This is a genomic window from Actibacterium ureilyticum (assembly GCF_002285435.1).
Classification (GTDB): Bacteria; Pseudomonadota; Alphaproteobacteria; order Rhodobacterales; family Rhodobacteraceae; genus Actibacterium_C; species Actibacterium_C ureilyticum.
In genome coordinates, this window is the sequence record NZ_NSBT01000007.1 from 19007 (window position 1) to 43271 (window position 24265).

Here is a 24265-nt window from a genome sequence, read left to right on the forward strand (position 1 = left end):
TCACAAATTCGGGCGCTGCGAGAACAAATGCGGGCCAGAACCGGGCCTGTGGCGGCGGGGCGCAGGGTAATGCATCATACCTTTGCGGTGCGATGGGCGTGCGATCAGATGCCGTGCCGCCGGAAATTCCCCAGAGAAGTGAACGATTTGACCGGAATCGCCCAAGGTGGCGCGGACCCAGACACAAAATAGTTACTGAATATAGTTATTGACGGATAACTATATTCCCTGTCACAAATCCCGTGACGGGAGGAATACGATGGCATCGACAGCGAACCAACAGACGCCCTGCCCCGAAGAAACGCCCAGCGACGCGGTCCTGCGCAGTTTCCTGGGCTATATGCTGAAGCGGACCTATCTGACCGCGCGACCCCTGGCGCTGGCGGGCATGACACAGTTCGATCTGCGGGTGCCGTCGTTCAGCTGCCTGTCCCTGATCGTCGAAAATCCGGGGATCGCGCCCTCTGTCCTGGCGGAATGCCTGAAGATGGAGCGGTCGAACATTGTCGTCGTCATCGACGAGCTGGAATCCCGCGACCTGATCATCAGGCAAAGATCGAAAACAGACCGACGCCGGTACGAGCTGACCGCCACCGTTCTGGGGCGGCATGTGCACGACCAGTCAGTCGAGGAAGTCCGCCGGCAGGAAGAGCGCCTGTTTGCCGGGATGACGGAGGAGGAGAGGGCGCAGATTTTCAAGCTGCTGAGCAAGATCGAAAGCTCGGCCCCTGATTGAACCGGTGTCGCCGTAAGGGGCGACCAAGGGAGGATACATGACGACGAAACTCGTAACGCTGGCATTTGCCGGCGCGGTTGCGGCTGCCTGCGTGCCAGCCAAGGCGGACACGATCCGGGCCACAAGCGGCTTTGGCCCGTCCCATGTGCTGGCCACGGATGTCTATCCCGAATTCGATGTGCGCCTGCGCGAGTTCACCGATGGCCGGTGGGACCTCAAGGACACGCCGTCGGGGCTGGTGGCCCCCAACGAGATGAGCGCGGGCCTGCGCGACGGGGTGACCGAGATGGGCACGCTGCTGATGCCCTATTTCCCCGCCGAATTCCCCGAGGCCGCGTTGCCGTCCGAGCTGTCGATCGTCGGCAGCAGCAACTTGGCGATCTCGTCCGCGGTGACCGAATACATTGCCACCTGCGATGAATGCCTGGCCGAATTCGCGGCCAACGGACAGGTGTATCTGGGCACCGATGCCACGCCGACCTATAACATCCTGTCGACCAAACCCGTGCGCAGCGTCGACGACCTGAAGGGCCTGCGCATCCGCACCGGTGCGCCGCTTTACGCGGGTTTCGTCGAGGCGCTGGGCGGCGAGCCCACGCAGATCCCGTCTTCCGAACTGTTCGAGTCGCTGAGCCAGGGTGTGATCGACGGCACCATGAGCGGCAATCACGAGATCATCGCGAACCGTCTGGGCGACGTGATCAAATACGTGACCGAGGTGGACGAGGGCGTCTTCAACGGGGCCGCCGACGCCACGGTTAGCAAGCTCTTGTGGGATCGCATGACGCCCGAGGACCGCGGCGCGCTGGCCCGCGCGGCGCAATATGGCACGGCCAAGGGGCTGGTGGCGTTCATGCGCGATGCCGCCGCCGCGCGCGCGGTCGAGGGCATTGAATTCATCGCGATGGATGACAGCCTGGCCGCCGCGAAAGAGGCCTATAACGCCGAACGGCTGGCCGCGGCGGCGGGGATCCTGACCGAACGCGGCGTGACCGACGCGCAGGCCAAGATCGACCGCTACATCGCGCTGGTCGAGAAATGGGAAGCCCTGGTCAGCGACGACATGCCCTATGAAGAGCTGGCCGAGCTGCGCTACGCCGAGATCTTCTCGAAATTCGACATGGATGCCTACGGGTTCTGATGATCCTGCCCCGCCTGCGGGCGGGGCATTTCCTTGGGCGGAGGGGCCGGGATGAAGACTTTCGAGAACTGGATCGACCGGATCAGCATCGCATGCGTATCCGTCGCGTTGCTGGCGATGATGTTGCAGATCGTGATCGACGTGTTCATGCGCAGCCTGTTGGGGTCGGGCTTTCCGTCGACCGCCGATCTGGTCAGCCGCTATTACATGGTCGCGATCAGCCTGTTGCCGCTGGCGGTGACGGAAATCCACCGCCGCCATATCGAGGCGACGATCTTCACCGACGCGTTGCGTGGCGGCTGGCGGCAGGCGGTGGCCTGGCTGGGGATCGGCATCGGGCTGTGCGTGTTCGGGCTGATGGCCTATGCCACCTTTGGCGAGGCGATGAAGCAGACAACGCGGGGCGCCTATGTCGAGGTCGGCACAACCGTCTTTCAAACCTGGCCCAGTTACTGGATCCCGGCGCTGTCCTTCGCGCTGATGACGGTGGTGCTGCTGCTGCGGGTGTACCAGCTGGCGACCGGGCGGTTCGACCTGTCCGGTCATGACCCGATCGAAGAGGTCGACTCGACCGCCGGGGGGAACGCGTGATGGATCCGGTCACCATCGGTATCGTCGCCGTTATCGCGATGCTGGCCCTGATCGCCCTGCGGGTGCCGATCGGCCTCAGCCTGATCTTCGTGTCCTTCCTGGGCATCATGGGCATCGCCGGGCCGCGCGCCGCGATGAGCATGCTGTCGACGATCCCCTATTCCTCGTCGGCCAGCTGGACGCTCAGCTCGATCCCGATGTTCCTGTTGATGGGGTATATCGCCTATCACTCCGGCCTGACGCGCGGGCTGTTCGAGGCCGCACGCGTCTGGTGGGGCTGGCTGCCCGGTGGGCTGGCCATCGCGTCGCTGGGCGGGTCCAGCGGGTTTGCCGCCGTGTCGGGGTCTTCGGTGGCCTGTTCGGCGGCCATCGGGCGCATCGCCATCCCCGAGATGCACCGTCAGGGATACGATTTGCGGGTGGCCACCGGATCGGTCGCCGCTGGCGGCACCATCGGCGCGCTGATCCCGCCGTCGATCATCCTGATCCTGTTCGGCATCCAGTCCAACGCGTCGATCAACGCGCTGTTCGTCGGCGGGCTGTTCGTGGGGCTTGCATCGCTGGTCTTTTACATCCTGGCCGTGCTGGCTGTCTGGCTGCGCACGCCCGAGGCGCTGCCCCGCGCCCAAGCCTATACCATGGGCGACCGCTGGGCCAAGACGCTGGAGATCTGGCCGGTGCTGCTGCTGATCCTGTCGGTGCTCGGCGGCCTGTTCGGCGGGATCTTCACCGCGACCGAGGCCGGGGCCTTTGGCGCGTTCATGGCGCTGGTCATCGGGGTGCTGCGCCGGTCGCTCAGCTGGGCGGGTTTCAAGGAAAGCCTGGTCGATACCCTGCTGGCGGCGGGCGCGCTGTTCATCATCGCCATCGGCGCGAACCTGTTCACCCGGCTGGTGGCGATGTCCGGCCTGTCGGTCGAAATCAGCGGCTTCGTCGAAGGCATGGGCCTGGGCACGACCGGGCTGCTGATCATGATCGCGCTGATCTATCTGGCGCTGGGCATGTTCCTGGAACCCATCGGCGCGCTGCTGCTGACGCTGCCGCTGTTTCTGCCGCTGATCGGGATGCACGGGGTCGACAAGGTCTGGTTCGGCATCCTTGTCGCGAAGCTGCTGGAAATCGGGATGATCACGCCGCCGGTCGGGCTGAACGTCTTTGTCATACATTCGGTCGCCCGCGATTTCGTGAAGCTTGAACAGATCTTTGCCGGCATCGTGCCGTTTCTGATCGCCGACCTTTTGCTGATCGCGATCCTGATCGCGACGCATGGCTTTTTCTGAGGAGAGACCAGATGCAGATTGCCGATGAAATCGCCCTGGTGACCGGGGGGGCAAGCGGGCTGGGCGCGGCAACCGCGCGCCGTCTGGCCGCCGCGGGCGCGCGGGTGGCGGTGATCGACCGCAGCGCCGATGCCGCCGCTGAGGTCGCGGACGAAATCGGCGGGGTGGCTCATGCCGCCGATGTCACCGACGAAGCCGCCGTCGACGCCGCGTTTGCCGCCGTGACAACCGCCCTTGGCCGCGCCCCGCGCATCGTGGCCAATTGCGCTGGCATCGGCACCGCCGCGCGGATACTGCCCCGCGACGGGACCCTGCCCATCGACAGCTTTCGCCGCACGGTCGAGGTCAACCTGATCGGCACCTATATCGTGCTGAGCATCGCCGCCCGCGCAATGGCCGCGCTGGATCCGGTGGACCAGGACGGCGCGCGCGGCGTCATCATCAACACCGCATCCGTCGCCTGGCAGGACGGCCAGATCGGACAGGCCGCCTATGCCGCGTCGAAAGGCGGCGTCGCGTCGCTGACCCTGCCGGCGGCGCGGGAACTGGCCCGGTTCGGCATCCGCGTGATGACCGTGGCGCCGGGCCTGTTCGAAACCCCGATGGCCAGTGGCCTGCCGCCCGAGGCACGTGCCGCGCTCGAGGCCGGATTGCCATTCCCGTCCCGCATGGGCCGCCCGGACGAATTCGCGATGCTGGTTCAGTCCATTGTCGAGAATCCGCTGCTGAACGGCGAGGTCATCCGCCTCGACAGTGCCGTCCGGCTGGCCCCCAAATAAGGAACGCACCATGACAGGCACCTATACCCAAGGCCGCATAGACGGCCAGATCGCCGAACTTTCCCTGATCCGCGAGGATAAACGAAACGCCATGTCCGACGGGCTGCTTGCCGAGATCGAGGCGTTCTATACCGCGCTGCCCGCCGAGGTGCGGGTGGTGATCCTGCACGGGACGGGCGGGCATTTCTGCTCCGGGCTGGATCTGGCCGAGCATGTCTCGCGCAGCGCCGAGGAAGGGGTGCATCACTCGCGCAACTGGCACCGGGTGATGGACATGATCCAGTATGGCGGCACGGTCACGGTCAGCGCCATGACCGGCGCTGTGATCGGCGGCGGGCTTGAGCTGGCCTGTGCCACCCATGTGCGCATCGCCGAGCCGTCCGTCATGTTCCAGCTGCCCGAGGGGCGGCGCGGCATCTTCGTGGGGGGCGGCGCGACGGTGCGCGTGGGCCGCATCCTGGGCGCCGACCGCATGGTCGAGATGATGCTGACGGGCCGGAAATACGATGCCGACGAGGGGCTGCGCCTGGGCCTGACCCATTACAGCGTGGCCGAGGGCGCGGCGCTGCCGATGGCGCGCGAGCTGGCCGCGCGCATCGCCGACAATGCGCCCATGTCCAACTATTTCATGGTGAACGCGCTGCCACGGATCGCCGACATGTCGCGCGCCGACGGGCTGTTCACCGAAAGCCTGGCCGCCGCCCTGGTCCAGACCACGCCCGACGCCGAGGAGGGGCTGAAGGCATTTCTTGAAAAACGCGCGCCGGTGTTCCGCTGAACATCGCACCTTGGGGGGAGGAACCCATGACCACCATCACCGAAATCGAGAAGGCGCCCACAGGCACCGCCGAACGCGCCGACTGGGCGCGGCGCCATACCCTGACCAAGTTCGTGCCGCACCGCGTGACGCGCCAGGACCGGGCCGATGGCACGATCCTTCTGACCTCGGGCTATGCGCTGCCGGACCCCGCGCCGAACACCGGCGCATGGCTGCACCATTGGGCCGTCGCCGCACCTTATCGCGTGGCGGTGTCCGAACGCCCCGCCAAGGGGCCGGGCTGGCGCAACGTGACCTATGGCGAGCTGCTGGTGCAGGTGCGCGCGGTGGCCTCGCATCTGGTGGCGCGCGGGCTGGGGCAGGGGGACACGATTGCCATCATGTCCGGCAATGGCCTGGACCACCTGATCCTGTCGCTGGCCGCGCAATATGTGGGCGTGCCCGTGGTCCCGCTGGCCGAACAGTATTCCCTGATCGCCGAGGCGCATGGCCGCCTGATCTATGTGCTGGATCGGGTGAAACCCGCGATGGCCTTTGTCGACGATGCCACGCGCTATGCCGCCGCGCTGGAGCTGCCGCAGCTGGACGGGGTGGAGATCGTGGCCTGTCGCGGCGAATGTGCGCGGCCCGTCACCCGGATGGATGACCTGATGGATGCCGATGACAGCGTCGATGTCGACGCCGCGCATGCCAAGGTCGGGCCGGATACGCTGGCCAAGATCCTGTTCACATCGGGCTCCAGCTCGGACCCCAAGGGGGTGCTGACGACGCACCGCATGATGTGCGTGAACCAGGCCCAGATCGCGACCATCCTGCCGTTTCTGAAAGATCACGCGCCGCGCATCACCGACTGGCTGCCGTGGAACCACGTCTTTGGCGGCAGCCACAACGTCAACATGATGCTGGCCAATGGCGGCACGCTGACCATCGACAGCGGCAAGCCAACCGGCCCGGCCTTTGCCACGACGCTGAAAAACCGGATCGACCGGCCCGGCACGCTGGCCTTCAACGTGCCGGTGGGCTGGTCGATGATGGTCGATGCCCTGACCGAGATGCCCGACACCCGGCGCGAGATCATCAAGGAACAGCAGCTTCTGTTCTATGCCGGCGCGTCGCTGCCGCAGGACGTGTGGGAGGCGCTTGAAAACTTCTGCCTCGAGGCGCGCGGCGGGCTGCCGTTGATGATTTCGTCCTGGGGGCTGACGGAAACCGCGCCCGCCTGTCTGGCGGTGCACGAACCCATCGGGCGGTCTGGCGTGATCGGTGTGCCGCTGCCCGGCGTCACGATCAAGCTGATCCCCGATGACGAGATGCGCTGCGAGGTGCGGGTGAAGGGGCCGAACGTGATGACGGCCTATTACAACGACCCCGACAAGACCGCCGCCGCCTTCGATGACGAGGGGTTCTTCATCACCGGCGATGCGGTCAAATTCGTCGACCCCGACGATGCGGCGCGCGGGCTGATCTTTGATGGCCGCGTGTCCGAGGATTTCAAACTGGAAACCGGCACCTGGGTCCAGGCCGGTACCCTGCGGATGAAGGCGCTGGGCGCGCTGGCGGGGCTGGCCTCCGACGTGGTGGTCTGCGGGCATGACCGGGGCGAGATCGGGTTGTTCGTCTTTCCCGCCCCCGGCGCGGCCGAGCCCGGCAATGTCACCCGTGGCGCGGTGACCGACGCCCATCTGATGGCCCGGATCGAAGAGCGCCTGCGCGCGATGAACGGCACCGTCACCGGATCGGCCAAGCGGATCACCCGCGCGCTGATCCTGGCCGAGCCGCCCTCGCTGAAAGCGAACGAGGTCACGGACAAGGGTTCGCTCAACATCAACAACATCCTGAAGAAACGCGCCGACCTGCTGGAACGGCTTTACGACAACGAAGACCCGGCGCTGATCCGGGTGTGAGGTAGGACAATGATAGATTTCTCGAAGATCCGCGCGATCGACTTTCACACCCATGCCGAAGAGCCCTGTGGCTGTCATGCCGATGACGGCTATGACGATCTGATGTCGACCATGGCCAATTACTTTGGCGCACCATGGCAGCACCCGCCAACCATCCCGCAGACCGCCGCCCATTACCGCCAGCACAATATCGCGGCGGTGATCTTCCCGGTGGATGCCGAGCGCGAGACCGGTTACCGGCGCTATAACAACTACGAGGTTGCCGAGGCCTGCGCGGCCGAGGCCGATATCTTGATCCCGTTTGCGTCCATCGACCCGCACAAGGGCAAGCTGGGTGCGCGCGAGGCCCGCGATCTGGTGGAAAACCACGGCATTCAGGGCTTCAAGCTGCACCCGACGATGCAGGGGTTCTATCCCAATGACCGGCTGGCCTATCCGCTGTACGAGGCGATTGCCGAAACCGGCAAGCCGGTGCTGTTTCACACCGGCCAGACAGGTGTGGGGTCGGGAATGCGCGGCGGCAACGGCATGCGGCTGAAATACTCCAACCCGATGTATATGGACGATGTGGCGGTCGATTTCCCCGATATGCCCATCATCCTGGCGCACCCGTCCTTCCCCTGGCAGGAAGAGGCGCTGTCGGTCGCCCAGCACAAGCCCAACGTCTATATCGACCTCAGCGGCTGGTCGCCGAAATACTTCCCCAAGATCCTGGTGCAATACGCCAACACGATCCTGAAGAAGAAGATGCTGTTCGGCTCCGACTGGCCGATGATCGCGCCGGAAAAATGGCTGAACGCCTTCGACCAGGCCGATTTCCGCGACGATGTGCGCCCGCTGATCCTGAAGGACAACGCGATGCGGCTGTTGGGGCTGTCATGACCGATTTTCACGCGCCAACCGACGACATCCTGTTTTCGTTGCGCCATGTGGCGCGGGCCGACCGGCTGCCGGATTGGGATGATGAGCTGGCCGCGGCGATCATCGGCGCGTTCGCCGAATTCGCCGAGGGGCGCATCGCGCCGCTGGATGCGGTGGGCGACGCCCAGGGCTGCCGGCTCGACGGTGGCCGGGTGCGGATGCCCGATGGCTTTGCGGATCTGTTCCACGAACTGGCCGCGCAGGGCTGGCAGGGGCTGACGGCGCCCGAAGAACACGGCGGACAGGGCCAGGGCGCCATCGTTCTGGCCGGGGTCAGCGAGATTTTCAGCGGCGCCAACCATGCGTTGCAGATGGTCTGTTCGCTGGCCCCGGCGGCGATCAGCACGCTCCGGCATTTCGGCACCGCGCCGCAACAGGCCGCCTATATCCCGCTGCTGGCCGAAGGCCGCTGGCTGGCGACCATGGCCCTGACCGAGCCGGGCGCCGGATCCGATCTGTCGGCCATCCGCACGCGCGCGACCGCCCATGGCAACGGCTGGCGCATCAATGGCGAGAAGATCTTCATCTCGGGCGGCGATCAGGACATGTCGCAGGGCATCCTGCACCTGGTGCTGGCGCGGTCCGGCCCGCCGGATTCGGGGGTGCGGGGGCTTAGCCTTTATGCCTGCCCTTCGGATCTGGAGGACGGCACGCGCAACGCGATCAAGGTCACCCGCATCGAAGAGAAACTGGGCCTGCACGCCTCGCCCACCTGCCAGATGGCATTCGACGATGCGGTGGGCTATCTGGTCGGCGAAGAGGGCGCGGGGCTGAAGGCGATGTTCGCGATGATGAACCACGCCCGGCTCGATGTCGGGTTGCAGGGCGTGGCTCATGCCGCGCGGGCGGCCGATCTGGCAGCGCGCTATGCCGCTGACCGGGTTCAGGGGCGCGATGCGGCGGGCCAACCGGCCACCATCGACAGCCACGCCGATGTCGCGCGCATGATCGACACCTGCGATGCGCTGGCCATTGGCGGCCGGGCGCTGTGCCATATCACGCTGGTGGCGCAGGAACGGGGCGACGCGCCCGATTTCGTGGAGTTCATGACGCCGGTCTGCAAGTATTTCTGTACCGAGGCAGGAACGCGTGCCGCCGATCTGGCGATCCAGGTGATGGGCGGCTACGGCTATCTGCGCGAATACGGCGCCGAACAGAACTGGCGCGACGCGCGCATCTGCGCGATCTACGAAGGCACGAACGGCATCCATGCCAGAACGACGGCGACCCGGTCGCTGGCGTTGAACGGCGGGGCGGGCGCGCGGGCCTTTGCCGCGTTCATCCGCGACAGCGGCCCGCAGATGGCCGATACGCTGGCCGAATGGCAGGCCGCCGCGCAACAGATCGCCCGGGACCCGGAAGCCGTGCAGGGCGCACACGCGTTCATGGAACAGACCTGCACCCTGGCCTATCGCGCCGTCTGGGCGCGCATCGCGGCGGTGGCCGATGCCGCGCCCGATGCCGCGCGCCTGCACCGGCTGGCGGCCCGGGTCAATCGGGCCCATGACCGTCAGGTGCCTCTGGAAGCCTGAGGTCAAAGACACCCTCAAGCTTGGCGGAACGTCGACATATGGTCCGTTCGATGCCGGGCTTGAGGGCGGCGGCCCGCGCCTTTTCCGGCGGCCCGTCACCTGTGCGGGGGGTGCTCGCGGGCTCCGCACCGTTATGTGAAAATGTGTCAACATCCTGGGCGCGCACAAGCGGCTATATCGGTGTCGTTAACCTCCAACCACACCCATACAGGATAAAGACATGCCCACAACATTGGTCGGTACCGCCTATCGCATCGAAGGCGTCGAGCTTGGGTCGAACGACATCATTTCAGCAGGCACCAGCCTGACCGCGGTCGAGCTTCGGACCGTCGATCCCGATGCGAACGACTTTATCGTGACCCCGCGTTCGGTAATCTTCGAAGGCACCGTCAACGAAACCGTGCTGAGTGAGGCAGAAGCGATCAGCTTCTTCGCCGATGGCATCGAAATCGCGACGCAATCGCCATCTTACGAGTTCGTGAGCCTGCAGACGAATGTTGGCACCATTTTCGGCATCACCTTCTTTGCCGGCGGCGACACCTATTTCCTGCCGCGCAACGATTTCCCGGCGGATGGGCTGACCGATGTCACCGCCGATTCGCAGATCCGCGCCAACAACGTCGCCTTCAACCAGCTGGATTTCGGTCTGGTCCCGCCGGGTACGACGCAGTTCGAGGGCCTGGTTTTCGGAAGCGGTTCGATCGATGCGCCGGGTCTGGGCGTGACACGGCTTGTGATCGACAGCGACGACACCGTGCTCAACCCCGACGACAGCACGGAAATCAGCGTGTTCAATGCCGCAGTGCTGGTCACCGTCACCTTCGATGATGGCAGTTCGATCTCGGGTGTGCGGGCCTATCAGTCGGGCGATATCTCGTTCGTGAACAACCAGACCATCGACACACGCGCCTTTGCGATCGATGTCGCGGCGGTCGAGGCGACGGGCCGGACGCTGGACAATGTGGTGGATGCGGATTTCGAATCCTTCACCAGCCACAACCTGACCTATGCCGAGATCGGTTTCGAACCGCTGGGTACGACGCCGGGCGACGACCCCGCCCCGACGCCGGATCCGATCCCCGATCCCGACCCGATCCCGGAACCCGAGGTCACGGTTATCGAGGGCACCAGCGGCGATGACCGGCTGCGCGGGACCGACGGCGACGACATCATCATTGGCGGCGCGGGCAGCGACAAGCTGACCGGTTCCGACGGGGCCGACACGTTCATCTTCGGTGCGGATACCGGCGACGGGTCGCGTGATCGCGATGTCATCACCGATTTCAACATCGACGAGGATCTGATCGTTCTGGAGCAGGGCGCCGAGATCCTGCGCCTGATCGAACGCGGTGGCGATCTTCGGATCGTGCTCGACGGTGGTGATCGGGACGTGATCGTCATTCGCGACGCCGATGAAAGCGTTGTCGACAATATCGTTTTCGCCACGGACGATTTCATCGCGTGACGCGTCTCCGGCGATCCGCCGGTTGACGGACGAACCCTTGCCGCGCTGCCATGGTGGCGCGGCAATCTGCCCCATCAGGGTATCACCCAAGACCCGCCCCATCATCGACAGAAACCGGCCCGGGCGGGCAATCTGCAGGCCAACGAAACCTGCGGACGTGGTGATAGCAGTGACCAAGATCGACCAGATCGAGACGACGATCCTCGACATTCCGACCATCCGGGGCCACGTGCTTTCCATGGCCACGATGCGGACCCAGACGGCGGTTCTGGTGACGATCCGGTTTTCCGACGGGTCCCAGGGGATCGGCGAAGGCACCACCATCGGCGGGTTGAGCTATGGCGCCGAAAGCCCCGAAAGCATCCAGTCCGCGATCGAGACCTATATCGCGCCCAATCTGATCGGCCGTGACGGCGACAACGTGAACGGCGCGATCCAGCTGATCGACAAGCTGGTCAAGGGCAACCGCATCGCCAAGACCGCGGTGGAAACCGCGCTGTGGGACGGGCTGGGCAAACGGCTGGGCGTGCCGGTTTCACAGCTGTTCGGCGGCGCGGTGCATGACAGGCTGCCGGTCGCCTGGACGCTGGCCTCGGGCCATTCGGAAACCGATATCGCCGAGGCGCTCGAGATGATCGAGACCGGGCGCCACAACATCTTCAAGCTGAAGATCGGCAAGCGCGACGTGCGCGCGGATGTGGCCCATGTGGCCCGCATCAAGACCGCCGTGGGCGACCGCGCCAGCGTGCGGGTCGATGTGAACACCGCCTGGTCGCTGCAGGATGCGCGCTGGGGTCTGCGGGGCCTGCAAGAGGCCGGGTGCGAGCTGGTCGAACAGCCGGTTGCGGCCCGGTGCCGTGCGGGCATGGCGGAACTGGCGCGCGGATACGAGATCGCGGTGATGGCGGACGAGGCGCTGAACGGCCCCGAGGACGCGGTCGAGGTCGCGTGCGACCGTGCGGCGGATGTGTTTGCGGTCAAGGTCGCGCAATCGGGCGGGCTGAAACGCGCGGCCGAGGTCGTCGCGATCGGACAGGCGGCGGGGCTGGGGCTGTATGCGGGCACGATGCTTGAAACCGGGCTTGGCACCGCGGCGGCGCTGCATCTTTTCGCCACGGTCGAGACCCTGCAATGGGGGACAGAGCTGTTCGGTCCGCTGCTGCTGACCGAAGACATTCTGGCCACGCCCATCGGCTATCGCGACTTCTGCGTCGAAATCCCGCGCGGCCCCGGAAACGGCATCGCGCTGGACCCCGACAAGATCGACTTTTTCCGCCGCGACAGGGGGCGGACCGTCACAGCCGTCGCGGGGGCTTAGACGGCACAAGGATTCTTACCCAGCACAAGCGCGGCACAAACGCGTTTCAGCAGTCAGGAGGAGGACTACTGATGTTTACGAACCCAGATCTCGACGCGGTCGAGCGGCACATCGAAGGCGCGATCCAGGACGACCCCGAAAACGGTATCTTCCGCTGCCGCCGGGACATCTTCACCGACGAGGACCTGTTCGAGTTGGAGATGAAGCACATCTTCGAGGGCAACTGGATCTATATGGCCCATGAAAGCCAGATCCCCGAGCCGGGCGATTATTTCACCCTGACCATGGGCCGCACGCCCGTCGTGATCACCCGCGACAAGGACGGCGAACTGCACGCTTTGGTCAATGCCTGTTCGCACCGTGGCGCGATGCTGTGCCGGTTCAAGCGCCGCAACCAGAAGACCTTTACCTGCCCGTTTCACGGCTGGACGTTTTCCAACACCGGCAAGCTTTTGAAGGTCAAGGACCCCAAGGGCGCGGGATACCCCGAACAGTTCAACAAGGATGGCAGCCACGACCTGACCCGGGTCGCCCGGTTCGAAAACTATCGCGGCTTCCTGTTCGGATCGCTGAACGCGGATGTGAAACCGCTGGAGGAATATCTGGGCGAGGCGCGCAAGATGATCGACATGATCGTCGATCAGGCCGACGAGGGGCTTGAGGTTCTGCGCGGCGCGTCGACCTATACCTATGACGGCAACTGGAAGCTTCAGGCCGAGAACGGCGCCGATGGCTATCACGTGTCGGCGGTGCACTGGAACTATGTCGCGACCACCGCGCACCGCACCGATGACGGCAAGGAAGACGACATCAAGGCGACCGATGCGTCCAAATGGGCCAAGCAGCGCGGCGGCTTCCATGCCTATGAAAACGGCCACATCCTGCTGTGGACCGAATGGGCCGACCCGACCAACCGCCCGGGCTATCCGCGTCTGGCGGAATGGACCGAGAAGCACGGCAAGACCAAGGCCGAATGGATGGTGGGCGTGCTGCGCAACCTGTGCCTTTATCCGAACGTCTTCCTGATGGATCAGTTCAGCAGCCAGATCCGCGTGTTCCGCCCCATCAGCGTGAACGAGACCGAGGTGACGATCTATTGCATCGCGCCCAAGGGCGAAAGCCAGGAGGCCCGGTCACGCCGCATCCGCCAGTACGAGGATTTCTTCAACGCATCCGGCATGGCGACACCGGACGACACCGAGGAATTCCGCGCCACCCAGCGTGGCTATGCCGGGGCGTCCCACGCGCCCTGGAACGACCTTACCCGTGGTGCGACCCAATGGATCGCGGGTCCGGACGAGGACGCCAAGGCGCTGGGCATCAACCCGGTCCTGTCGGGCGCCCGGACCGAGGATGAGGGCTTGTTCGTCATCCAGCACAGCAACTGGTCCGATCGCATGGCCGACGCCATCGCCCGGGAACGTGCCGCCGCGCCGCAGATGCGCACCGCGGCCGAATAAGGAGGACATCGGACATGAGCACCGCCACGCTTGAACGCAGCCAGCCCGACACCGCCATGAGCTTCGAGGAAATCCAGGCGTTTCTTTATGCCGAGGCACGCGCGCTGGACGACCGCGAATGGGACACCTGGTTGTCGTTCTATCACGACAAATGCCCGTTCTGGATGCCGGCCTGGGACGATTACGACACCCTGACCGAAGATCCGCAGAACGAGATGTCGTTGATGTATTACCCCAACAAGCACGGGATCGAGGATCGCGTGTTCCGGATCAAGACCGACCGGTCATCGGCCACGTCGCTGCCCGAACCGCGCACCAATCATTACCTGTCGGGGATCGAGGTTCTGTCCCGCGACGGCACCGAGATCCGGCTGCGGTTCAACTGGCAGACGCTCAGCTATCGCTATGGCACGACCGATCAGCACTGGGGCACGTCGTTCTATACGCTCGACACCAGCGGCCCGAAGCCGCTGATCGCCGACAAGAAGGTGGTGCTTAAAAACGATCACATCCACCACGTGATCGACGTCTACCACATCTGACCCCGGTCTTGCGGGACATCAGACGCGCACCCGCCCCAGGGTGCGCGATCAAGGGAGGAACATGCCATGACGACCTATAATATCGCGCTGAATTTCGAAGATGGCGTGACCCGTGTCATCCAATGCGATGACGACGAAAAGGTGACCGATGCCGCCTTTCGCCAGAAGATCAACCTGCCGATGGATTGCCGCGATGGGGTTTGCGGCACCTGCAAGTGTTTCGCCGAGAAGGGCGAATACGAGCTGGAATTCTACATGGACGAATCCATGAGCGACGAAGAGGCCGAGCAGGGTTTCGTCCTGACCTGTCAGATGATCCCCGAAAGCGATTGCGTGCTGCGGGTTCCGGCCTCGTCCGCGCTGTGCAAGACCGCGCCGGAGGCCGTGTCGGGCACGGTCAGCGCGGTGGAGCCGCTGTCCGAGACCTCCTTTGGCCTGCGGGTGACGCTGGCCAAGCCGATGGGTTTTCTGCCCGGCCAATACGTGAACGTGACCGTCCCGGGCGCCGATACGCACCGGTCCTATTCCTTTTCCTCGGCGCCCGGCACGGATCAGGCAAGCTTTCTGATCCGGAACCTGCCCGGCGGGGTGATGAGCCGCTATCTGGCCGAGCGCGCGGCGCCCGGCGATGCGGTGACGCTGACCGGGCCGATGGGGGCGTTTTACCTGCGCCCCATCGAACGCCCGCAGCTTTGGCTGGCCGGCGGTACCGGGTTGGCGCCCTTCCTGTCGATGCTGGAACAGGTGGCCGCGCAGGGCAGCGATCAGCCGGTCACGCTTTACTATGCCGTGACCCGCGCTGCGGATCTGGTCGAGCTGGACCGCGTGACCGCGCTGGCCGACCGGATCGGCAATGTCACGGTCATCACCATCCTGGCCGCCGAAGAGGACGCGCATGACCGCAAGGGCTTCGTCACCGATCACGTGACGGCCCAGGATCTGAACGGCGGCGATTGCGACGTTTACCTGTGCGGCCCGCCGCCGATGGTCGATGCCGTGCGCGACCATTTCGCGAGGCTGGGCGTCGAACCGGCCAATTTCTATTTCGAGAAGTTCAACCCGACCGAGGCAGAGGTCGCCGCCGCATGACGGGCCGTTTCGCAGACAAGGTGATGGTCGTCACCGGCGCGGCACAGGGCATTGGCCGATCAGTGGCCGAACGCGCCGCCGCCGAGGGCGCGCGGGTGCTGATCGTGGACCGTTCGCCCGCGCGCAACGACGTGGTCGCGGCGATCCGCGCCGCCGGTGGCGCGGCCGAGGCGGTATCGGTCAACCTGGAGACCTGGTCGGGCTGTGAAAAGGCGATCCAAAGGGCCGTCGACCTTTGGGGGCGCATCGACATCCTGGTGAACAATGTGGGCGGCACGATCTGGGCCAAACCCTATGAGCATTATGCCCCGAAAGAGATCGACGCCGAACTGCGCCGGTCGCTGTTCCCCACGCTTTACTGCTGCCGGGCGGCCATCGAACGGATGCTGCCGCAGGGCGCGGGCGTGATCGTGAACGTGTCGTCCATCGCCACGCGCGGGTTGAACCGGGTGCCCTATGCCGCGGCCAAGGGGGGCGTGAACGCGCTGACCGCCAGCCTGGCGTGGGAGGTGGCAGAGCGCGGCATTCGCGTCGTCGCCACCGCGCCGGGGGGCACCGAAGCGCCGCCGCGCGTGGTGCCGCGCAACCCCAACGCCGCCGAAGAACAGCGCGCGGACTGGTACCAGACCATCGTCGATCAGACGATCCAGTCCTCGTTCATGAAACGCTACGGAACGCTCGACGAACAGGCAGGTCCGATCCTTTTCCTGGCGTCGGACGACGCTTCCTACATCACCGGGGTCACCGTCCCGGTGGGTGGAGGAGATCTTGGATAGGCCCTGAGGAGGGGTCGGGAAACTTGGAGGAGTTACCAAATGAAACGCGCGATACTGGCAGCCCTGGGGCTTGCCACCAGCCTTGCATTGCCTGCCGCCGCCGACGACCTGAAGGTCGGTCTGCTGCTGCCGTTTTCGGGGGTCTATGCCGCGCTTGGCAATGACATCGAAGCGGGCTTCACCTTGGCACTGGACGAGTTCGGCAGCGATACCGGCGTCACGTTCGACGTGGTGCGCGAAGACACCGAGGTGAAGCCGCCCGTCGCATTGGGCAAGGCCAAGAAGCTGATCCTGCAGGACAAGGTCGACGTGATGGCGGGCATCGTCAGCTCGGGCGTGCTGGGCGCGGTGCGCGATATGGTGCACGGCGCGGGTGTGCCACTGATCGTGGCGAATGCGGGCAATGACGATGCAACGGGCGCGTCCTGTTCGCCCTTCATCACCCGCATGTCCTTTTCCAACGGGCAGGTGAACCGCCCGATGGGCACCTGGATGTACGACCAGGGCATTCGCAAGGTGTTCACCCTTGCGCCCGACTATGCCGCCGGGCGCCAGATGATCGACGGCTTCACCCAGACCTTTACCGCAGCGGGCGGCGAGGTTGTCGGCCAGGAATTCACCCCGTTCCAGAAGACCCAGGATTTCGGCCCCTATCTGGCACAGGCCAAGGCCAGCGGCGCCGACGCGGTCTATGTCTTCTATGCCGGGGGCGAGGCGATTTCCTTCGTCAAGCAATATGACAGTTTCGGGTTGAAGGCGGAATTGCCGCTTTATGGCTCGGGCTTCCTGACCTCGCCGCTTTACGTCAACGCCGAGGGTCCGTCGGCCGAGGGCGTGATCACCGCGCTGCATTACGTGCCCACCATCGACAACCCTGCCAATGCGGCGTTCGTTGCCGCGTTCAAGGCCAAGACGGGCCGGGTGCCGTCGGAATTCGCGGTCCATGGCTATGACGCGGGCCGTGCCCTTGTCACCGCCGTGCAGACCGGCGCGCGGGATCGCGAAACGCTGGCCGCGGCGCTGCGCAAGGTCAGCTTCGACGGGCCGCGCGGCGCGCTGTCGATCGACCCGGCCACCAACAACATCGTCCAGCCGATCTATGTCTATGAAACCGTGGCTGGCGACGATGGGCTGACCCAAAAGGTCCTGGCCCAACTGCCGGCCGAGGCCGACCCGGTCAATGGCTGCGCCATGCCGGCGGTTTCGAACTGATGCCAATGGCCCGGCGGCCTGAACGCTGCCGGGTCTTTCACGCGAAGGGGGACGCTCATGGCACATGATCCGGGGTTCTGGATGCTGCAGGCGCTGAATGCCTTGCAACTTTCGATGCTTCTTTTCCTGCTTTCCATCGGTCTGACGGTCATTTTCGGTCTGATGCATTTCGTGAACCTGGCCCATGGCTCGCTTTACGCGCTGGGCGCCTATTTCGGGGCGTCGGCGGCGGCTGTGGGCGGCTTCTGGCTGGGGTTCTTCGTGGCGCCGGTGGCCGTGGCTGGGGTCGGGGTGCTGCTGTATTCGGGGTTGATCCGGCGGATGCGCAAATCGGGACCGATGGCGCAGGTGCTGGTGACATTCGGCCTGATCTTTGCGCTGCTGGACCTGACACGCCTGTTCTGGGGCGATCTGGCGCTGGCGATCCAGGTGCCGCAGATCCTGGCGGGGCGCACGGCCCTTCTGGGCATCGAATACCCGACCTACAGGCTGTTCATCATCGGCCTTGGTCTGAGCATTTTCGCAGCACTAGCCTTTGTGCTGAGCCGCACGCAGATCGGTGCGATGATCCGCGCGGGGGTCGACAATGACGCGATGGCGGCCTGTCTGGGCATCAATGTCGAGCGGCTTTTCTTCATCGTCTTCTGCGTTGGCTGCGCATTGGCCGGGCTGGCTGGTGTTGTCGCGGCACCGCTGCTGAGCGTGACGCCGGATATGGGGCTGCAAATCCTGATCCCCACGCTGATCGTTATCGTGATCGGCGGGCTGGGCTCGTTGAAAGGGGCGGTCGCGGGGTCGCTGATCTTCGGCTTTGTCCAGACTTTCGGCGCGGTGCTGGCGCCGCAGCTTGCCTCGGTCCTGATCTATGCGCTGCTTGCGGCGGTTCTGGTGATCAAGCCCGTGGGCCTGTTCCCGGCGAAAGGATAGGGCGATGTTCCGACATAACGCACTTCGATATGCCGTTCTGGTCGTGCTGCTGGCCGCGGCGCTGTTTCAGGCCTTTACCGCCGAGTATTTCGGGCTGGAGATCCTGACCGAGATCCTGATCCTGGCCATTCTGGTGCTGGCGCTTGATATCGTGGCGGGGTTCGGCGGCATGGTGTCGCTGTGTCACGGCGCGCTGATGGGGGTGGGGGCCTATGCCTATGCGCTGCTGTCGGCCAAGGCGGGGATCGCGCCGCCGCTGGCCATGGCCGGGGCGGTCGCCCTGACCGGTGTGACGGCCTGGGCCATCGGGGCGATCTGTTCGCGCAGCCACGGCATCTATTTCATCATGGCCACGCTCGCCTTCGGGCAGATGGCCTATTCCTATGTGTTCGAGGCGCTGGTTTTCGGCGGTGATGACGGGCTGGGCGGCATTGCGCGGCTGGATCTGGGCCTGTTCGGCATCGACCTGAACGACAGCCGCAGCTTTGCGCTGTTCTGTCTGGCGGCGCTGGGCGCGGTCTATGGCGCGGCGGTGCTGATCCTGCGGTCCGGGCTGGGCCGGTCGCTGAGCGGGGTCATGCACAACGAACAGCGGATGCGCGCGCTGGGCCTGACGGTGTGGCGGGTCAAGGCCGATGTCTTCGGCCTGTCGGGGATGATTGCGGGTCTGGCCGGGGCGCTGGCCGCGCAGCACATCATGTATATCTCGCCCGGGCTGCTCAGCTGGACCGTCTCTGGCGAGGCGCTGGTGGTAGTGATCCTTGGCGGGCTGGGCACGCTTGTTGGCCCGCTTGTCGGCGCCGCCGCCTTCGTGGTGCTGAAACATGAGCTCAGCGGTCTGACCAGCTATTGGCACCTTGTCGTCGGCGTCATCCTGATCGCCGTGGTGATGAGCCGCGCCAACGGGATCTTCGGCTGGATCGAGGCACGCTGGGGCGATCGGATCGAACGCCGCGTCGCCGATGCCACCCGCAAACCCGAACCCGAAGAGGCCACGAGCGATGCTTGAAACCCGCAATCTCGACAAAAGCTTTGGCGCCGTTCACGTGACGCGCAATGTCTCGATGAAGCTGGAACGCGGTGAACGCCGGGTGATCCTGGGGCCGAACGGCGCGGGCAAGACGACGTTTTTCAACCAGCTGGTGGGGGAACTGTCGCCCGATGGCGGATCGGTGCATCTGGCGGGCGAGGATGTTACCGCGCTGCCGGTGGCCAAGCGCGCCCGGCGCGGGCTGTCGCGCAGCTATCAGAAGAACACGCTGTTCGACGGGCTGACGGTCGAAGAGAACCTGGGCCTGGCCGCTGCCGTGCATACCGGCAAGGCCACCCGGCTGTGGTCCGACAGCCTGGCCGATCCCGAGGTGCGCGAGATCGTCGAAGAGGTGGCCGAACAGGTCAACCTGATGCCCCATATCCACGCCAAGGTGTCCCAGATCAGCTATGGCGTGCGCCGCCAGCTTGAGGTCGGCGTCGCGCTGGCCACGCGGCCGCTGGTGCTGCTGATGGACGAGCCGACCAGCGGGGTGGGGCCGGAAATGTCCAAGAGGTTCCATGCGCTGCTGAACAACCTGCCGCGCGATCTGACGATGCTGATCATCGAACATGACATGGACCTGGCATTCGATGTCGCCGACACGATCACCGTCCTGAACTATGGCGAGGTGGTGTTCGACGGCCTGCCCGAGCAGGCGCGCGGATCGAAGCTGTTGAAGGACATCTATCTGGGGAGCTGGGAAGATGCTTGAACTGAACGCGATCTCGTCTGGATATGGCGAAACACAGGTGCTGTACGGGCTGTCGCTGGTCGCGCAGCCGGGGCGGGTCCTGGCCATTCTGGGGCGCAATGGCGCGGGGAAATCGACCACGCTGAAGACGATCATGGGGCTGTTGCCGCTGAAATCCGGCGACATCGTCTTCGACGGCAATCCCATTGCCACGCGCGCCTTCGACGTGGCCAGAAGCGGTATCGCCTATGTGCCCGAAACGCGCGACATCTTCCCGTCGCTCAGCGTGCGCGAGAACCTGGAAATCGTGGCGAAACGGTTCGGCGGTCCGCGCCCGGACTGGACCATGGACCGCGTGCTTGAGCTGTTCCCGCGCCTGGGCGAGCGGCTGGACAACGGCGGCACGCAATTGTCGGGCGGCGAGCAGCAGATGCTGGCCATCGCGCGTGCCCTGCTGATGAACCCGCGCCTGCTGATCCTGGACGAACCGACCGAGGGGCTGGCCCCGATCATCGTCAAGCTGATCCACGACAAGCTGCAGGAGCTGAAGCGCGACGGGCTGTCGATGATCATTGTCGAGCAGAACTTCGGTTTCGCCACCGCACTGGCCGATGACGTGGCCGTCGTGGGCAAGGGACAGGTGGTCTGGACCGGCAGCGCCGCCGAAATCCGCGCCGACGAGGACGCCCAGCACACCTGGCTGGGGGTTTAGGGCGCTATTTCTTGATCGGGCTCTTGCGGGCCACCTTCTGCGCCATGGACACGAAATTCTTGACGTGCACCCCCTGTTCGTCCAACCGATAGTTGACCGACAGTTCGGTGCGCGCGATCTCGGGTTCGATCTTCAGGAACTTCATCCCCTTGCGCGGCGCGTTCGACACCGACTCGGGGACGATGCACACGCCTTCGCCGACCGCCACAAGGCTCAACGCCGTTTGCAGGTCCATGCACCAGATGCGCATCGGTGTCTCGAACCCCGCATCCTCGACCGCCTTCAGGACCATGTCGGCATAGCTTGGCCGCGGGCGTTCGGGGTAAAGGATCAGGTTGTGCGTCTTCAGCCGCTCCAGCTTGGCGACGGTCCGCGTGCCGGTGTCGACAATATCGGGCAGCGCCAGGATCAGCTTTTCCTCGATCAGGTGCTTGGACAGAAATTCGGGGTCCTTCAGCGTGGGCCGCGCAAAGGCCACGTCGATTTCCCGCGACACCAGCGCGCGGTAAAGCTCGGCATTGTTCATCGGGATCAGGCTCAGGTTCACCTGCGGGTAATTGGCGCGATAGGACCGGATGATATTGGGCAGCATCCCGAAAGTGGCCGATCCGACAAAGCCGATGCGCAGCCGCCCCTCGGCCCCCTGCCCAAGGCGGCGCACCTCCAGCCGTGTATCCTCGAGCTGCGACAGGATGGCCTTGCCGCGTTCCAGAAGCCGCTCGCCCGCCTGTGTCAGCGTGATCGCGTTGCGGCCCCTGTTGAACAGCACGGCCTCCAGCTCTTCCTCGAGCTGCTTGATCTGGCGGCTGAGCGGCGGTTGCGCCATTTCCAGCCGTTCGGCGGCGCGGCCGAAATGCAGCTCTTCGGCGACCGCGATGAAATAGGTCAGTTGCTTGAAATTCATGTCCTCTCTCCCGCCGCGCAAGGTATGGGATCTTGCGCGAACAAAAAAGGCCCCCGCGCAGGGACGGGGGCCAGTCCGTGGGGGAGCGCGCGGGCCTATTCGGCCGCGACAGAGCTGACCGCGGCCTCGTCCTGCAGCACGAAATTGTGCTGGAAATGCAGGTCGGTGCCGTGTTCCGCATTGGCGGGCATGAATTTGCCGATCAGGCTTTCCTTCACCGCGAACACGCTGTCATTTTCCAGCCATTCGCTGTCGGCGTCATAGATCTGCGTGATCAGCGGGCGATAGCCGTCCTTGGAGATGATGAAATGCATGTGGCCGGGCCGGTTCGGGTGGTGACCCATGAAACGCAGCAGCTCGCCCGCGGTTTCGTCCTCGGGGATCGGATAGGGCACGGGGCGCACGGCGATAAAGGCATAATGGCCGTTCTCGTCCGTTTCGAACCGGCCGCGCAGGTTGTATTCGGGCTGGTCGGGATCCAGGTTTTCATAGATGCCGTTCGGCGCGTCCTCCCACACATCCATGATCACGCCGGGGATGCCATTGCCCTGGGCGTCGCGGACATAACCCTCATAATAGGCGGTTTCCTCGTTCTCGTAATGCTTCTGGATGGTCGACGCGCCCTTGGGCAGCACGGGCGGGTTTTCCCGATAGAACGGGCCCAGAACCGTGGATTCGCTGGTATTGCCGTCCACGGGGTTGGTCATCATGTCGACCAGCACCTCGACCCCGATGATATCGGCCAGCAGGATGAATTCCTGGCGGTTTTCATTGCAAAGCTTACCGGCGCGTTCCAGATAGAAACAGGCCTCCAGAAACTCGCTGTGCTGAAGTTTCACGTCCTTGACGAAACCATGCATGTGCTTGATCAGCGATGTCATGATCTCGCGCTGGCGGTCGGTGATGTCGCCATGCTTGCCTAGGCTTGCGATGACCACATCGGTAATATTGTCTTGATTGACGATTCCCATGGATATTTCCTCCTCCAAACGGTCTGATGCCGATGGCGGGATGCGCCTCCGCCTCCCTCCATGGCTCGACAGCATTTGCCAAATCAACTGCGCACCCAATGCCTGCGTCGGTATCAGATGATACCGCAGCCGGAACCGGGGCGCCGCGTGGTTGGCCGTCGCGGGCGCGGCCAAAGTATCGGCTCATACCCCATGTGGCATGGCCCCCGCCCCCCCGCCCGTGGCACCAACGACGCAGCAAGGACACCCGCGGGAGGGCAAGGATGATCGACACCTTCAGGCATATTCAGCACCAGTTGGACGAAACGCCGCACCTGCTGCGGCTTGGGCGGCTGTTTTCCGAAACGGTCCTGATCGAGGTCGACGGCGCCGAATTCTATCTGACCTTCGAAAAGGGCCATATCGTTTCGGTGGTCGAGGGGCCCAGCCGCAAGACGCCGTGGCGCTTTGCCCTGCGCACCGATGCCGAGGCGCTGGCAAAGTTCTGGCGCCCGCGCCCCGCGCCGGGATTTCACGATATTTTCGGCCTGGTGAAGATCGGACGGGGCCGGGTGGATGGCGACATCCTGAGCCTGGTTAAGAACCTGCGCTTTTTCAAAGAGGTCCTGTCCCTGGCGCGCGCAACCACGGAGCCCACGGCATGAGCATCGAACCCATCACCGGCCGGTACCTGACCGTCACCGTCGAAGGCGCCCCGCGCCGGATCTATTTCGAAGAGGCCGGGCAGGGGCGTCCGGTCCTGTGCCTGCACACCGCGGGCGCCGACACGCGCCAGTGGCGCCACCTGATGAACGACGCCGAGGTGACGGCGGCGCATCGTCTGATTGCGTTCGACATGCCCTGGCACGGCAAATCGCTGCCGCCCGAGGGGTTCGAGACCCAGGAATACCTGCTGACGACCGACGCCTATATCGAAACCGTGCTGGCGGTGATCGACGGGCTGGGTCTGGACCGGCCGATCCTGGCGGGCTGTTCGATGGGCGGGCGCATCGCGTTGCAGCTTGCGGCGCTGCACCCCGGGAAATTCAGCGGGTTCATCGCGATCGAGGCATCCGATTTCCAGCCCGCCTGGTACGATATCGACTGGTTCCACCGCCCCGACGCCCATGGCGGCGAAATGGGGGCGGCGCTGGTTTCGGCCAATATCTCGCCCCATGCGCCGGATGTGGAACGCTGGAACACCCTGTGGATGTTCATGCAAAGCGGCCCGGGCGTGTTTCGCGGGGATCTGAGCTTCTATACCCGCGATGACAGCCTGATCCCCCGCCTGTCGTCGATCGACACCGCCAAGACACCGGTTCACATCATCGTCGGGGCCTATGACCTGACCTGCACGCCCGAGGACGCGGCGCGGACCGCCCGCGCGATCCCGGGTGCCACGCTGGCGGTGATGGACGAGCTTGGCCATTTCCCGATGAGCGAACACCCCGCAGGGTTCCGGCCCTTCTTTGTCGACGCACTGGAGCGGATGCCGCAGCAGGTGCCCGCGCCCGTCTGAAGCGG

General features: G+C 64.8%; 24 protein-coding genes. 22 read left to right on the forward strand and 2 right to left on the reverse strand.

The features are described from left to right. The first annotated feature begins 259 nt into the window (after window positions 1–259). The 20 genes from CLM60_RS01060 to CLM60_RS01155 all read left to right on the forward strand — a co-directional run bounded on the left by CLM60_RS01060 (window position 260) and on the right by CLM60_RS01155 (window position 20887). Window positions 260–736 carry a MarR family winged helix-turn-helix transcriptional regulator gene (locus CLM60_RS01060; RefSeq protein ID WP_095587418.1) on the forward strand — a complete coding sequence of 159 codons (477 nt, stop codon included), beginning with the start codon at window positions 260–262 and terminating at the stop codon, window positions 734–736. 37 nt (window positions 737–773) lie between these two features. Beyond that, the gene (locus CLM60_RS01065) at window positions 774–1877 is read left to right on the forward strand and encodes a C4-dicarboxylate TRAP transporter substrate-binding protein (protein WP_095587419.1); all 1104 of its coding nucleotides are present in this window, start codon (window positions 774–776) and stop codon (window positions 1875–1877) included. 51 nt (window positions 1878–1928) lie between these two features. Beyond that, a complete protein-coding gene (locus CLM60_RS01070) occupies window positions 1929–2468 on the forward strand; it encodes a TRAP transporter small permease (protein WP_095587420.1) in 540 nt (179 codons plus the stop codon). Then, window positions 2468–3748, forward strand: a complete 1281-nt coding sequence (locus CLM60_RS01075) for a TRAP transporter large permease (RefSeq protein WP_095587421.1) — start codon at window positions 2468–2470, stop codon at window positions 3746–3748. Before CLM60_RS01070 ends, CLM60_RS01075 begins: the two co-directional genes overlap by 1 nt. An 11-nt stretch (window positions 3749–3759) precedes the next feature. Then, the gene (locus CLM60_RS01080; RefSeq protein ID WP_095587422.1) at window positions 3760–4527 is read left to right on the forward strand and encodes an SDR family NAD(P)-dependent oxidoreductase; all 768 of its coding nucleotides are present in this window, start codon (window positions 3760–3762) and stop codon (window positions 4525–4527) included. 10 nt (window positions 4528–4537) lie between these two features. Then, the gene (locus CLM60_RS01085) at window positions 4538–5305 is read left to right on the forward strand and encodes a crotonase/enoyl-CoA hydratase family protein (RefSeq protein ID WP_095587423.1); all 768 of its coding nucleotides are present in this window, start codon (window positions 4538–4540) and stop codon (window positions 5303–5305) included. Between the two features lie 26 nt (window positions 5306–5331). Next, a complete protein-coding gene (locus tag CLM60_RS01090; protein ID WP_095587424.1) occupies window positions 5332–7209 on the forward strand; it encodes a feruloyl-CoA synthase in 1878 nt (625 codons plus the stop codon). A 9-nt stretch (window positions 7210–7218) separates the two neighbouring features. Continuing rightward, complete coding sequence (locus CLM60_RS01095; RefSeq protein ID WP_095587425.1) at window positions 7219–8091, forward strand: amidohydrolase family protein; 873 nt, start codon at window positions 7219–7221, stop codon at window positions 8089–8091. Beyond that, complete coding sequence (locus tag CLM60_RS01100; RefSeq protein ID WP_095587426.1) at window positions 8088–9662, forward strand: acyl-CoA dehydrogenase family protein; 1575 nt, start codon at window positions 8088–8090, stop codon at window positions 9660–9662. Before CLM60_RS01095 ends, CLM60_RS01100 begins: the two co-directional genes overlap by 4 nt. A 220-nt stretch (window positions 9663–9882) precedes the next feature. Next, entirely contained in the window at window positions 9883–11127 is a 1245-nt protein-coding gene (locus tag CLM60_RS01105; protein WP_141246437.1) for a calcium-binding protein, read from the forward strand. A 169-nt stretch (window positions 11128–11296) separates the two neighbouring features. Next, window positions 11297–12445: a muconate/chloromuconate family cycloisomerase gene (locus tag CLM60_RS01110; RefSeq protein ID WP_281256650.1), complete on the forward strand. Its 1149-nt coding sequence runs from the start codon at window positions 11297–11299 to the stop codon at window positions 12443–12445. Between the two features lie 71 nt (window positions 12446–12516). Then, entirely contained in the window at window positions 12517–13905 is a 1389-nt protein-coding gene (benA, locus tag CLM60_RS01115; protein ID WP_095587429.1) for a benzoate 1,2-dioxygenase large subunit, read from the forward strand. Between the two features lie 14 nt (window positions 13906–13919). Then, window positions 13920–14447 carry a benzoate 1,2-dioxygenase small subunit gene (benB, locus tag CLM60_RS01120; RefSeq protein WP_095587430.1) on the forward strand — a complete coding sequence of 176 codons (528 nt, stop codon included), beginning with the start codon at window positions 13920–13922 and terminating at the stop codon, window positions 14445–14447. A gap of 66 nt (window positions 14448–14513) precedes the next feature. Continuing rightward, entirely contained in the window at window positions 14514–15536 is a 1023-nt protein-coding gene (gene benC / locus CLM60_RS01125; RefSeq protein ID WP_095587431.1) for a benzoate 1,2-dioxygenase electron transfer component BenC, read from the forward strand. Continuing rightward, window positions 15533–16312, forward strand: a complete 780-nt coding sequence (gene benD / locus CLM60_RS01130) for a benzoate diol dehydrogenase BenD (RefSeq protein WP_095587432.1) — start codon at window positions 15533–15535, stop codon at window positions 16310–16312. The genes benC and benD overlap by 4 nt, the downstream gene beginning before the upstream one ends. 39 nt (window positions 16313–16351) lie before the next feature. Further along, on the forward strand, window positions 16352–17524 hold the full coding sequence (locus tag CLM60_RS01135; RefSeq protein WP_095587433.1) for an ABC transporter substrate-binding protein: 1173 nt from the start codon (window positions 16352–16354) through the stop codon (window positions 17522–17524). A gap of 57 nt (window positions 17525–17581) precedes the next feature. Then, window positions 17582–18451: a branched-chain amino acid ABC transporter permease gene (locus CLM60_RS01140; protein ID WP_095587434.1), complete on the forward strand. Its 870-nt coding sequence runs from the start codon at window positions 17582–17584 to the stop codon at window positions 18449–18451. 4 nt (window positions 18452–18455) lie between these two features. After that, entirely contained in the window at window positions 18456–19460 is a 1005-nt protein-coding gene (locus CLM60_RS01145; protein ID WP_095587435.1) for a branched-chain amino acid ABC transporter permease, read from the forward strand. After that, window positions 19453–20196: an ABC transporter ATP-binding protein gene (locus tag CLM60_RS01150; protein ID WP_095587436.1), complete on the forward strand. Its 744-nt coding sequence runs from the start codon at window positions 19453–19455 to the stop codon at window positions 20194–20196. The genes CLM60_RS01145 and CLM60_RS01150 overlap by 8 nt, the downstream gene beginning before the upstream one ends. Beyond that, window positions 20189–20887, forward strand: a complete 699-nt coding sequence (locus tag CLM60_RS01155; protein WP_095587437.1) for an ABC transporter ATP-binding protein — start codon at window positions 20189–20191, stop codon at window positions 20885–20887. The genes CLM60_RS01150 and CLM60_RS01155 overlap by 8 nt, the downstream gene beginning before the upstream one ends. Window positions 20888–20891: 4 nt before the next feature. Here CLM60_RS01155 and CLM60_RS01160 read toward each other — a convergent pair whose 3' ends face one another. After that, on the reverse strand, window positions 20892–21791 hold the full coding sequence (locus CLM60_RS01160) for a LysR family transcriptional regulator (RefSeq protein WP_095587438.1): 900 nt from the start codon (window positions 21789–21791) through the stop codon (window positions 20892–20894). A 95-nt stretch (window positions 21792–21886) separates the two neighbouring features. Beyond that, window positions 21887–22762 carry a dioxygenase family protein gene (locus tag CLM60_RS01165; RefSeq protein ID WP_095587439.1) on the reverse strand — a complete coding sequence of 292 codons (876 nt, stop codon included), beginning with the start codon at window positions 22760–22762 and terminating at the stop codon, window positions 21887–21889. Between the two features lie 263 nt (window positions 22763–23025). Between CLM60_RS01165 and CLM60_RS01170 the strand changes: the two genes are divergently transcribed. Together CLM60_RS01170 and CLM60_RS01175 are read left to right on the forward strand one after the other, a co-directional pair. Further along, complete coding sequence (locus CLM60_RS01170) at window positions 23026–23406, forward strand: hypothetical protein (protein WP_095587440.1); 381 nt, start codon at window positions 23026–23028, stop codon at window positions 23404–23406. Beyond that, window positions 23403–24260, forward strand: coding sequence for an alpha/beta fold hydrolase (locus CLM60_RS01175; protein ID WP_095587441.1), 858 nt, complete (start codon window positions 23403–23405; stop codon window positions 24258–24260). Before CLM60_RS01170 ends, CLM60_RS01175 begins: the two co-directional genes overlap by 4 nt. Window positions 24261–24265 lie beyond the last annotated feature (5 nt).

Bases quoted from the DNA above. Each gene is read 5' to 3' on its own strand.
- CLM60_RS01060 (WP_095587418.1), top strand. From the start codon at position 260: ATGGCATCGACAGCGAACCAACAGACGCCCTGCCCCGAAGAAACGCCC.
- CLM60_RS01065 (WP_095587419.1), top strand. From the start codon at position 774: ATGACGACGAAACTCGTAACGCTGGCATTTGCCGGCGCGGTTGCGGCT.
- CLM60_RS01070 (WP_095587420.1), top strand. From the start codon at position 1,929: ATGAAGACTTTCGAGAACTGGATCGACCGGATCAGCATCGCATGCGTA.
- CLM60_RS01075 (WP_095587421.1), top strand. From the start codon at position 2,468: ATGGATCCGGTCACCATCGGTATCGTCGCCGTTATCGCGATGCTGGCC.
- CLM60_RS01080 (WP_095587422.1), top strand. From the start codon at position 3,760: ATGCAGATTGCCGATGAAATCGCCCTGGTGACCGGGGGGGCAAGCGGG.
- CLM60_RS01085 (WP_095587423.1), top strand. From the start codon at position 4,538: ATGACAGGCACCTATACCCAAGGCCGCATAGACGGCCAGATCGCCGAA.
- CLM60_RS01090 (WP_095587424.1), top strand. From the start codon at position 5,332: ATGACCACCATCACCGAAATCGAGAAGGCGCCCACAGGCACCGCCGAA.
- CLM60_RS01095 (WP_095587425.1), top strand. From the start codon at position 7,219: ATGATAGATTTCTCGAAGATCCGCGCGATCGACTTTCACACCCATGCC.
- CLM60_RS01100 (WP_095587426.1), top strand. From the start codon at position 8,088: ATGACCGATTTTCACGCGCCAACCGACGACATCCTGTTTTCGTTGCGC.
- CLM60_RS01105 (WP_141246437.1), top strand. From the start codon at position 9,883: ATGCCCACAACATTGGTCGGTACCGCCTATCGCATCGAAGGCGTCGAG.
- benA (WP_095587429.1), top strand. From the start codon at position 12,517: ATGTTTACGAACCCAGATCTCGACGCGGTCGAGCGGCACATCGAAGGC.
- benB (WP_095587430.1), top strand. From the start codon at position 13,920: ATGAGCACCGCCACGCTTGAACGCAGCCAGCCCGACACCGCCATGAGC.
- benC (WP_095587431.1), top strand. From the start codon at position 14,514: ATGACGACCTATAATATCGCGCTGAATTTCGAAGATGGCGTGACCCGT.
- benD (WP_095587432.1), top strand. From the start codon at position 15,533: ATGACGGGCCGTTTCGCAGACAAGGTGATGGTCGTCACCGGCGCGGCA.
- CLM60_RS01135 (WP_095587433.1), top strand. From the start codon at position 16,352: ATGAAACGCGCGATACTGGCAGCCCTGGGGCTTGCCACCAGCCTTGCA.
- CLM60_RS01140 (WP_095587434.1), top strand. From the start codon at position 17,582: ATGGCACATGATCCGGGGTTCTGGATGCTGCAGGCGCTGAATGCCTTG.
- CLM60_RS01145 (WP_095587435.1), top strand. From the start codon at position 18,456: ATGTTCCGACATAACGCACTTCGATATGCCGTTCTGGTCGTGCTGCTG.
- CLM60_RS01150 (WP_095587436.1), top strand. From the start codon at position 19,453: ATGCTTGAAACCCGCAATCTCGACAAAAGCTTTGGCGCCGTTCACGTG.
- CLM60_RS01155 (WP_095587437.1), top strand. From the start codon at position 20,189: ATGCTTGAACTGAACGCGATCTCGTCTGGATATGGCGAAACACAGGTG.
- CLM60_RS01160 (WP_095587438.1), bottom strand. From the start codon at position 21,791: ATGAATTTCAAGCAACTGACCTATTTCATCGCGGTCGCCGAAGAGCTG.
- CLM60_RS01165 (WP_095587439.1), bottom strand. From the start codon at position 22,762: ATGGGAATCGTCAATCAAGACAATATTACCGATGTGGTCATCGCAAGC.
- CLM60_RS01170 (WP_095587440.1), top strand. From the start codon at position 23,026: ATGATCGACACCTTCAGGCATATTCAGCACCAGTTGGACGAAACGCCG.
- CLM60_RS01175 (WP_095587441.1), top strand. From the start codon at position 23,403: ATGAGCATCGAACCCATCACCGGCCGGTACCTGACCGTCACCGTCGAA.